Genomic DNA, 8,722 nt, shown 5'->3' on the forward strand with positions numbered 1-8,722 from the left:
GGCCCCCATCGTCTAGCGGCCTAGGACACCGCCCTTTCACGGCGGCGGCACGGGTTCGAATCCCGTTGGGGGTACGAGGTCTGTGCCTCAATAACAACATCATGGCCCTGTGGCGCAGTTGGTTAGCGCGCCGCCCTGTCACGGCGGAGGTCGCGGGTTCAAGTCCCGTCAGGGTCGCCATTGGCGAGCACGCCCCGGAAGGAAACTTCCGGGGCGTTTTTGCGTGGGGGGCTGTTTACAGAGCCGTGGAGGCAAAGCCGGTGGGGTCATCGTGGAGGGGCTAGAGGGTAGCGGCGTGCCCCGTGCCTACTTATGCGTCGGTGGGACGATGAATCTGCGGTACCAGATCAAAGCCGAGGACCCTCAGGACGGCAACGACCTTGTTGAGCTGCACGGTCTCCTTGCCGGCCTCGAACTCCCGGACAAAGCGTTCCGATACCTCTGCGAGGTCCGCCACCTCTTGTTGATTGAGGCGCAGTACCTTGCGGTTTTCTCGGGCGAAGGCACCAAGCGTCGTGGTCAATTCGGCCTCGCTAGAAGTAGGGGCAAAAATTCGGCATGTTCGTGCCGGTTTTCCCATTATCGGGGGTATGGAGAGGAAAAACAAGGTGTTTCGGCATGTTCGTGCCGTTTTTGTACAAGGGTGCTGGTGGTGTTTCCGGGGCTTTTGTGCGTGGGTTTAAGCGAGGTTGTGTTCATCCGCCTGGTGTTGTAGCGCCTGAACGAAGGCCTGTTCCAGGGGACTCAACTGCCTGTGTCGGGGCCAGGCGAGGTGGAGCCGCGAGGTGATAGGGGGATGGAGCGGGACGAATCGCACGTTGCGCCGGTGGCCGCTGAGGCCGTCGATGCAGAGGGCGGCTCCCGCTCCGTTTTCCACCATGAGGCTGGCGTTGAAGAGCAGGTTATACGTTCCGCACACGGTGAGCTGGGAGCCTAGCCCCAGCCACTGCGATAGGCCATGAGGGGTGACCACGTGTTCGGGAACAAAGAGGGGAATGCCCTCTAGTTCTGACAAAGCGATGCTGGTTTGGCGGGCCAACGGGGATTTTGAGGGGAAGAGGATCCCCCAACGATCCACCTGGGGGAGCGGGATGGTGTGGTATGGGGCGAGGGGCCAGGGTTCGATGAATAACCCGAAGGAGAAGTCGCCGGACTGCAGCCCTTCTTCGACTATGCTTCCGCCCCCGGAGTGGACGGAGAAGCGGACGTCCGGATTGGTGTTGCGTACCGCTTGCGCGGCGCGAATGAGATGGGTAAAACCCTGCGTTTCGGCCGCGCCTATGCGAATCTCCCCGGAGAGGGCGCCGGTGACGGGGTTGAGTTCTTCCACGGTCCTTGCGGCGATTCTAAGGAGGGCATGCGCTCGTTCGAGGAGCAGGGAACCGGCGGGGGTGAGGGAGATTTCTTTATGCGAGCGCGTGACAAGGCGCTGCCCCACATGGCGCTCAAGGGCGGCAAGCTGGCGGGATACGGCGGGCTGGCTGAGCCCTCTGCGGTACGCCGCCGCGCTGATCGTCCCCTCCTCGACGATGGACACGAAGGTGCTCAGGTGCTCCAGATTGAGTGGCGCGTTCACGGGGCAAGTATATGCGTTTAGCGCATGAATAACGATTATGTATAAGTATTTGTTTTGTCATAAATCTCTCAATACAGTCGGTGATGTCGCCACGGCAACCGAAGGTCCGGCATGAGGAGCGAGAGACGATGATCTTGACGGCGGGTGAAAAGAGATTCGAGGTTTCCTGGGAGGACAACCTCGCGGTGCGGTGGTTAGCCCGCCATTCACCCGTCGAGGTGGTGGCCGAGGACTACGCGGGGCAGGAAAAAGTGGGCCGGTTGCACTGTTCCCTGCCTGCCAGCGTCCTGGACTCATCGACGCCAAACCGGGTCCGGGTGGGCGAACTGTACCTCTATGGGGATCGGCACGTGGTGCTGTTTTACGTCTCCAAGCCCAACCGCTGGGGCGGCTATACCCGCCTGGGGAGGGTGAGGGAGGCCTCCGAGGTGGCGGGGCTCAAGGATTCCGGGCGATTGCGCCTGGGGTTGGTGGCGCGCCCGGGAGGCGTGGCGTGAAGGCGAGAATCGCACAATGAACAAAGAAAGGAAGCAAGCTATGCGCGGAGTGATCATGCGTGGCACCGGTAATCCCGTGGTGGAGGAATTGCCGGATCCGGTTCTTGAAGATCCAAAGGACGCGATCATATCCATCGTGGCCGCCTGCATCTGTGGATCGGATCTGTGGCCCTACCGGGGGCATGAGGAGGCAGAAAACCTCCGCATGGGGCACGAGTATGTGGGCAGGGTCGAGGAGGTCGGCGCGGAGGTCAAGGACGTGCGGCCCGGTGATTACGTGGTGGGATCCTTCGTCATCTCCGATGGCACCTGTGAGATCTGCCGCGCGGGTTATCACTCGCGTTGCCGCAACGGTTCCTTCGTTCACGGCGGGATCGGTGTGCAGGCCACAAAGGCTCGCATTCCGTTCGCGGATGGCACGCTGGTGGCCTTGCCGGGCAAGCCGAGCGAGGAATTGATCCCCAGCCTGCTGGCGGCTTCCGATGTCTTGGGTACCGGGTGGTTCGCTGCGGAGTCTGCGGGGGCGGCCCCCGGCGCGACCATCGCCGTCGTGGGCGATGGGGCCGTGGGGCTGATGGCGGTTCTTGCCGCCAAGAGCATGGGCGCCGAGAGGATCATTGTTTCCTCGCGGCACCCACAGCGCCAGCGCATGGCCCGCGAGTTTGGGGCCACCGACATCATCGAGGAGCGTGGCGAGGAGGCCGCCGAGAGGGTTCGGAAAATGACCGATATGTTGGGGGCGCACGGTACCGTCGAGGCCGTCGGGACGCAGGAGTCGCTGATGCAGGCCATCCGTTCCACCCGGCCCGGTGGTTCGGTGGGGTTTGTGGGGGTCTCGCACGGCCAGGAGATACCCGGCGGGGAACTGTTTTTCTCCCTTCTTCATCTGCATGGCGGCCCCGCGCCGGTGCGTCGGTACCTGCCGGATCTCATCGCAAAGATTTATGCGGGGGAGATCGATCCGGGGCGGGTGTTTGACAGGGAGGTCTCGCTCGAAAACATTGCGGAGGGATACCGCGCCATGGACAACCGCGAGGCGATCAAGGTGTTGGTGCGCCCATGAATCTGGGAGAACTGCTGGAGTTCCTGGACGCGGGGGCGACGCTGAAGCCCGGTTCCCCGGAATGGGAGGCGATGAACCGTCACGCGGATCGGGCGCGGGATGTCTGCGCCCGGTTGAACGCTGCCGGGTCGGACCTGAATCTCATACGGGAGTGCTTTTTGACGCTCACGGGCAGGGGCGTTCCCGAGAGCTTCCGTCTCTTTCCTCCCTTTACCGCAGACTTTGGCAAGAACATCCATCTCGGTGAGGATGTTTTTATCAATTCCGGGTGCCGCTTTCAGGATCAGGGAGGAATCTGTATTGGCGACCGTGTTCTCATTGGGCATAACGTCGTGATCGCCACGCTCAATCACGGTATGGCTCCTGAGGATAGGGCACATCTGGAACCACGCCCCGTGCGTGTCGCCTCGGACGTGTGGATCGGTGCCGGAGCCATCATCCTGCCCGGTGTGTCCGTGGGGGAGGGGGCCGTGGTGGGGGCCGGGTCGGTGGTTACCCGCGACGTTCCCGCGAGGACGGTGGTGGCGGGGAACCCGGCGAGGCCCATTCGGTCGGTGTAGACGCGGCGAGCGGTTGCCCGTTCTTCTCCGTTCGGTGAGGCGGCCGCAAAAACCGCCTTCACCTGCCGATTTGATAGCCATCGCCGGTGCTGTGTAGAGTATCTTCTCGTGCAAAGGGCAATCCCGGAGCGCATTGGTAAGGCCCTGTGGCGCAGTTGGTTAGCGCGCCGCCCTGTCACGGCGGAGGTCGCGGGTTCAAGTCCCGTCAGGGTCGCCAAGAGGTCACCTGGTGATTTCTTCGGCCAGATAGCTCAGTCGGTAGAGCACACGCCTGAAAAGTGTGGGGTCGCCAGTTCGATCCTGGCTCTGGCCACAAGAATAGCGATTCCGCTGCATAAAAAGCGGGGTCGCTTCTTTTGTTTTTGCTAGTCTCGTTCAAATGATGACCACGATCACCCATGATGAGCAGAAGCACCGCTACGTCCTCTCCGTGGAGGGGGAGGAGGCCGGATTCGCGGATTATCTGCCGCGCGAGGACGGCGTGCTGGACTTCAACCACACCGTGATCCACGAGTCCTTCCAGGGCAGGGGCCTGTCCAAGGTGCTCGTGCGCGGCGCCCTGGACGGCGTCCGGGAGGACGGCCTGAAGATCGCGGCCAGCTGCTCCGCGGTGCGGCACTTCCTGGATCGCAACCCCGAGTACGCCGAGCTGGAGGCCTAGATCACGTAGAAGTCCGGGTCCACGAGCTTGGTGCACTCGTGCTTGGCCCGGGGCCGGTAAGTGGCGGGGATACCCACGGCGATGTGCTGGGCGGGCACGTCCTTGGTCACCACGGCGTTGGCCCCCACGGCGCTGCCCTCACCGATGGTGATGGGGCCGAGGACCTTCGCGCCCGCGCCGATGGTCACGTTGTCCTCCAGCGTGGGGTGCCGCTTGGTCTGGGTGAGCACCTGGCCGCCCAGGGTTACCCCGTGGTAGAGCATCACGCCGTCGCCGATCTCCGCGGTTTCCCCTATCACGATGCCCATGCCGTGGTCGATGAAGAATCTCCTGCCGATGGTGGCCCCGGGGTGGATCTCCACGCCGGTGAGGAACCGGGTGAACTGGGCCAGGATGCGGGCGGGCCCCTTGAAACCGCGCGTCCACAACGCGTGGGCCACGCGGTGTGACCAGATGGCGTGCAGGCCGGAGTAGACCACCGCGTTTTCTATGTCGCCGCGCGCGGCGGGGTCGTGCTCCCGCGCGTTTGCGAGGTCCTCTCGTAGCGTCGCCAGCAGTCCACTCATGGTGTCATCCTTTCCGGGGCGGATAGCGGAAAGCCCCGCTGCCCCTCATAACGATACGGGCGGCGGGGCGTATTCCGGGTGTTTTTAATCGCGGATGTCCTCGTAGAGCACGGTGGAGACGTAGCGCTCGCCAAAGTCCGCCACCACGGTCACGATGGTCTTGCCCTTGTTCTCCGGGCGGGAGGCCAGGTCCACGGCGGCCTTGATGTTCGCGCCGGTGGAGATGCCGCCCAGGATGCCCTCCTCCACGCCGAGCTTGCGGGACCACTCGATGGCCTCCTCGTTGCTCACCGTCAAGACGTCGTCGAGCACCTTGCGGTCCAGCACCTCGGGGATGAAGTTGGCGCCGATGCCCTGGATCTTGTGGGGGCCCGCCTTGCCCTCGGTCAGCAGCGGGGAGGCGGAGGGCTCGACCGCGTAGATCTTGGCCTCGGGGTTGCGCTCCTTGAGCACCTGGCCCACGCCGGTCACGGTGCCGCCGGTGCCAAAGCCGGCCACGAACACGTCCACCTTGCCCTCGGTGTCCTCCCAGATCTCCTCGGCGGTGGTGGCGCGGTGGATGGCGGGGTTGGCGGGGTTGGCAAACTGCCGGGCCAGGATGGCGCCCTCGCGCGCGGCGACGATCTCGTTGGCCTTGTCCACGGCCCCCTGCATACCCGCGGAGCCGGGGGTGAGCACGATCTCCGCGCCGTAGGCGCGCAGCATGACGCGGCGCTCGGCGGACATGGTCTCCGGCATGGTGAGCACCACGTTATAGCCCTTGGCCGCGCCCACCAGGGCCAGGGCGATGCCGGTGTTGCCGGAGGTGGCCTCCACGATGGTGCCGCCGGGGCGCAGCTCGCCGGCCTTTTCGGCGGCGTCGATAATGGCCTTGCCGATGCGGTCCTTGACGCTGTTGGCGGGGTTAAAGGACTCCACCTTCACCAGGATCTCGGCGTCGAGGTCCTTGGTGAGGCTGTGCAGGCGCACCAGGGGGGTGCGTCCGATGGTGTCCGTGATGTTGTCGTAGATGCGTGCCATGATCCTTACACTCCTTGCGTTGTTCATGGGCCGGTTTTGTGGGGGCGGCCGTGGCGGCGCGCCGATGGGGCTCACTCTACACCATTTTGGTAGACAGACCTGTTCACCATGAGTGAACGGGTGTGTTCCTTATGCGGTGTGCGGACCCGGATGGGTGCCCGCTTTTTTGCACTCCCCCGGGGTGGGGGTGGTTCCGTGGTGGGGAAGGTAGTTCCCTTTGCCCCCATTAGGGGGTTAGAATTGACAGATGATGTCCATTGCCCAACTCCCCGCGCGGTGTGCCGCTGTGCCGCCGCACGGGGCGTTCTAGGAGGAGCTTGCCATGGATGCTCAGCGGATTCGGGATGACGAGGACGCCATCCGCGCTGCTTTGACCTCGCTCAAGACGGCCACCGGCATCCCGGTGACCATGTTTGCCAGCGTCACCACCGGGCGTCGGCTGCAAATCACCCACTGGGTGGGGCTGCGCACTCCTGCCCTGCACAACCTCATCATCGAGCCCGGGGTGGGGGTGGGCGGCCGCGTGGTCACCACCCGCCGCCCCGTGGGGGTGAGCGACTACGCCCGCGCCAGCCTGATCTCCCACGAGAAGGACCAGGTGATCCAGGACGAGGGCCTGTACTCCCTGGTGGCGGTGCCGGTGATCGTGCGCCGGGAGATTCGCGGCGTCCTCTACGTGGGCGTGCACAGCCCGGTGCGGCTGGGGGACAAGGTGATCGAGGAGGTCACCATGACCGCGAGGACGCTCGAGCAGGACTTCGCAGTGAACGAGGCCATGCGCACGGCGGCCTTCGCCAAGGCGGGCTCGCTCAAGGTGGGCCGGGGCGGCAACGCCGCGGAGTGGGAGCAGTTGCGCTCCACCCACTCCCGCCTGCGCATGCTGGCCAATCGCATCTCTGAGGACGACGTCCGCCGGGAGCTGGAGCTGGTGTGCGACGAGATGATTAGCCCCGCGCCGGTCAAGCAGTCCACCAAGCTCTCCGCCCGGGAGCTGGACGTGCTCTCCTGCGTGGCCCTGGGGCACACCAACGTGGAGGCCGCCGAGGAGATGGGCATCGGGCCGGAGACCGTGAAGAGCTATCTGCGCTCGGTCATGCGCAAGCTCGGCGCGCACACCCGCTACGAGGCGGTCAACGCCGCGCGCCGCATAGGCGCCCTGCCCTGATCGGGTCCGCCCTGCGCCGGGGAGCGCGCCGGTAGCCGGGCGTGGCGGTAGCCGCTAGGGTCAAAGGGGTGAAAGATCGTTTTGTGGTGACAGGTGGTGCCCGGCTTCAGGGGGCCGTGAAGGTAAGCGGCGCAAAGAACAGCGTGCTCAAGCTCATGGCGGCGGCCCTGCTCGCCGAGGGCACGACCACGCTGCGCAACTGCCCGGAGATTCTCGACGTCCCCCTCATGCAGAAGGTCCTCGAGGGGCTGGGGTGCTACGTCACTATCGACGGCCCCGTGGTGCGCATCACGACCCCGGCCATGCCCGCCAGCGACGCCGACTTCGACGCCGTGCGCCAGTTCCGGGCCTCCGTGTGCGTGCTCGGCCCCCTCACCGCCCGCTGCGGGCGCGCCGTGGTGGCCCTCCCCGGCGGCGACGCCATCGGCTCCCGCCCCCTGGACATGCACCAGTCCGGCCTGGAAAAGCTCGGCGCCCGCACCCGCATCCAGCACGGCGCGGTGGTCGCGGAGGCCGACGCCCTGCGCGGCGGCTCCATCGTGCTCGACTTCCCCTCGGTGGGGGCCACCGAGAACATCCTCACCGCCGCCGTCCTGGCCCAGGGCCGCACCGTGCTGGACAACGCCGCCCGCGAGCCGGAGATCATCGACCTCTGCGAGATGCTCACCTCCATGGGGGCGCGCATCGAGGGCGCGGGCACCTCCACCATCACTATCGACGGCGTGGAGCGCCTGCACCCCACGGACCACGAGGTCATCGGTGACCGGATCGTGGCGGGCACCTGGGCGTATGCCGCCGCGATGACGCGCGGCGACATCACCGTGGGCGGCATCTCCCCCCGGCACCTGCACCTCCCGCTGGAGAAGCTGAAGATGGCGGGCGCGGAGATCGAGACGTACGAGACCGGGTTCCGGGTGCGCATGAACCGCCGCCCCTCCGCCGTGGACTACCAGACGCTGCCTTTCCCGGGCTTCCCCACGGACCTCCAGCCCATGTCCATCGGCATCTCCGCCGTGGCGCAGGGAACCTCGGTGATCACCGAGAACGTCTTTGAGTCCCGGTTCCGCTTTGTGGACGAGATGCTGCGCCTGGGGGCCGACGCCACCGTGGACGGGCACCACGTGGTGGTGCGGGGGATGGAGTGCCTCTCCTCCACGGAGGTGTGGTCCTCCGACATCCGCGCCGGGGCGGGCCTGGTGCTGGCCGCGCTCGTCTCCGACGGGCAAACCGTGGTGCACGACGTCCACCACATCGACCGCGGGTATCCCCGCTTCGTGGAGAACCTGCGCTCGCTCGGGGCGACCATCGAGCGCGTATCCGAGTAGCTTCTCTGAAAATGTGCCTGTGACCTGGTTGTTTGTGTGGGTGTGGGTGGGTGTGTAGATTAGTGCGAGTCGCCGCGACAGCAACCAACCAGGTACTAGCCGGTTGGGTTTGTGGTCGGTGGTGGTGTTGTGTGAGAACTCGATAGCGTACTGATGCACTTGATGATTATAGGAATCTCTTGTGTGCAGAAACACCCAGCATGCCATATGTTTGTTGGTGTTTTTGTTCATCCATCCACCCCTTATGTTGCCACGCCTGGTGGTGTGGCGCGTGGGGTGTGTGCCAGTC

Annotated in this window: 10 protein-coding genes and 4 tRNA genes; 10 read left to right on the forward strand and 4 right to left on the reverse strand. The window is 65.1% G+C overall.

Annotated features, from left to right (window positions below; translation table 11 throughout):
• Position 1: 1 nt before the first annotated feature.
• A tRNA-Glu gene (locus B140_RS0103995) sits at positions 2–74 on the forward strand.
• A gap of 29 nt (positions 75–103) precedes the next feature.
• Positions 104–180 (forward strand) — tRNA-Asp (locus B140_RS0104000).
• Positions 181–310: 130 nt separating this feature from the next.
• On the opposite strand, the gene B140_RS11915 is transcribed toward B140_RS0104000, so the two are convergent.
• Both B140_RS11915 and B140_RS0104010 read right to left on the reverse strand, forming a co-directional pair.
• Positions 311–523, reverse strand: coding sequence for a helix-turn-helix domain-containing protein (locus B140_RS11915; protein WP_040425903.1), 213 nt, complete (start codon positions 521–523; stop codon positions 311–313).
• A gap of 156 nt (positions 524–679) precedes the next feature.
• The gene (locus B140_RS0104010; protein ID WP_018118066.1) at positions 680–1,576 is read right to left on the reverse strand and encodes a LysR family transcriptional regulator; all 897 of its coding nucleotides are present in this window, start codon (positions 1,574–1,576) and stop codon (positions 680–682) included.
• A 128-nt stretch (positions 1,577–1,704) separates the two neighbouring features.
• On the opposite strand from B140_RS0104010, the gene B140_RS11920 reads away from it, so the two are divergent.
• The 6 genes from B140_RS11920 (at position 1,705) to B140_RS0104040 (ending at position 4,357) form a co-directional block, all read left to right on the forward strand.
• On the forward strand, positions 1,705–2,073 hold the full coding sequence (locus B140_RS11920; protein WP_018118067.1) for a cyclophilin-like fold protein: 369 nt from the start codon (positions 1,705–1,707) through the stop codon (positions 2,071–2,073).
• Between the two features lie 40 nt (positions 2,074–2,113).
• Complete coding sequence (locus B140_RS0104020; protein WP_018118068.1) at positions 2,114–3,136, forward strand: zinc-binding dehydrogenase; 1,023 nt, start codon at positions 2,114–2,116, stop codon at positions 3,134–3,136.
• Positions 3,133–3,696 carry a DapH/DapD/GlmU-related protein gene (locus B140_RS14515; RefSeq protein ID WP_018118069.1) on the forward strand — a complete coding sequence of 188 codons (564 nt, stop codon included), beginning with the start codon at positions 3,133–3,135 and terminating at the stop codon, positions 3,694–3,696. The genes B140_RS0104020 and B140_RS14515 overlap by 4 nt, the downstream gene beginning before the upstream one ends.
• 140 nt (positions 3,697–3,836) lie before the next feature.
• Positions 3,837–3,913, forward strand: a tRNA-Asp gene (locus tag B140_RS0104030).
• Positions 3,914–3,936: 23 nt separating this feature from the next.
• A tRNA-Phe gene (locus B140_RS0104035) sits at positions 3,937–4,009 on the forward strand.
• Between the two features lie 66 nt (positions 4,010–4,075).
• A complete protein-coding gene (locus B140_RS0104040) occupies positions 4,076–4,357 on the forward strand; it encodes a GNAT family N-acetyltransferase (protein ID WP_018118070.1) in 282 nt (93 codons plus the stop codon).
• Here B140_RS0104040 and epsC read toward each other — a convergent pair.
• Both epsC and cysK read right to left on the reverse strand, forming a co-directional pair.
• On the reverse strand, positions 4,354–4,923 hold the full coding sequence (epsC, locus tag B140_RS0104045; RefSeq protein WP_018118071.1) for a serine O-acetyltransferase EpsC: 570 nt from the start codon (positions 4,921–4,923) through the stop codon (positions 4,354–4,356). The genes B140_RS0104040 and epsC overlap by 4 nt on opposite strands.
• Before the next feature lie 84 nt (positions 4,924–5,007).
• Positions 5,008–5,943 carry a cysteine synthase A gene (cysK, locus tag B140_RS0104050; RefSeq protein ID WP_018118072.1) on the reverse strand — a complete coding sequence of 312 codons (936 nt, stop codon included), beginning with the start codon at positions 5,941–5,943 and terminating at the stop codon, positions 5,008–5,010.
• A 322-nt stretch (positions 5,944–6,265) separates the two neighbouring features.
• Here cysK and ramA point away from each other — a divergent pair, with 322 nt between their 5' ends.
• Positions 6,266–7,108, forward strand: a complete 843-nt coding sequence (gene ramA, locus B140_RS0104055) for an acetate metabolism transcriptional regulator RamA (protein ID WP_018118073.1) — start codon at positions 6,266–6,268, stop codon at positions 7,106–7,108.
• Between the two features lie 68 nt (positions 7,109–7,176).
• Complete coding sequence (murA, locus tag B140_RS0104060; protein ID WP_026165974.1) at positions 7,177–8,433, forward strand: UDP-N-acetylglucosamine 1-carboxyvinyltransferase; 1,257 nt, start codon at positions 7,177–7,179, stop codon at positions 8,431–8,433.
• Positions 8,434–8,722 lie beyond the last annotated feature (289 nt).

The organism is Corynebacterium mastitidis DSM 44356 (genome assembly GCF_000375365.1).
Lineage (GTDB): Bacteria > Actinomycetota > Actinomycetes > Mycobacteriales > Mycobacteriaceae > Corynebacterium > Corynebacterium mastitidis.

Bases quoted from the DNA above. Each gene is read 5' to 3' on its own strand.
- B140_RS11920 (WP_018118067.1), top strand. From the start codon at position 1,705: ATGATCTTGACGGCGGGTGAAAAGAGATTCGAGGTTTCCTGGGAGGAC.
- B140_RS0104020 (WP_018118068.1), top strand. From the start codon at position 2,114: ATGCGCGGAGTGATCATGCGTGGCACCGGTAATCCCGTGGTGGAGGAA.
- B140_RS14515 (WP_018118069.1), top strand. From the start codon at position 3,133: ATGAATCTGGGAGAACTGCTGGAGTTCCTGGACGCGGGGGCGACGCTG.
- B140_RS0104040 (WP_018118070.1), top strand. From the start codon at position 4,076: ATGATGACCACGATCACCCATGATGAGCAGAAGCACCGCTACGTCCTC.
- epsC (WP_018118071.1), bottom strand. From the start codon at position 4,923: ATGAGTGGACTGCTGGCGACGCTACGAGAGGACCTCGCAAACGCGCGG.
- cysK (WP_018118072.1), bottom strand. From the start codon at position 5,943: ATGGCACGCATCTACGACAACATCACGGACACCATCGGACGCACCCCC.
- ramA (WP_018118073.1), top strand. From the start codon at position 6,266: ATGGATGCTCAGCGGATTCGGGATGACGAGGACGCCATCCGCGCTGCT.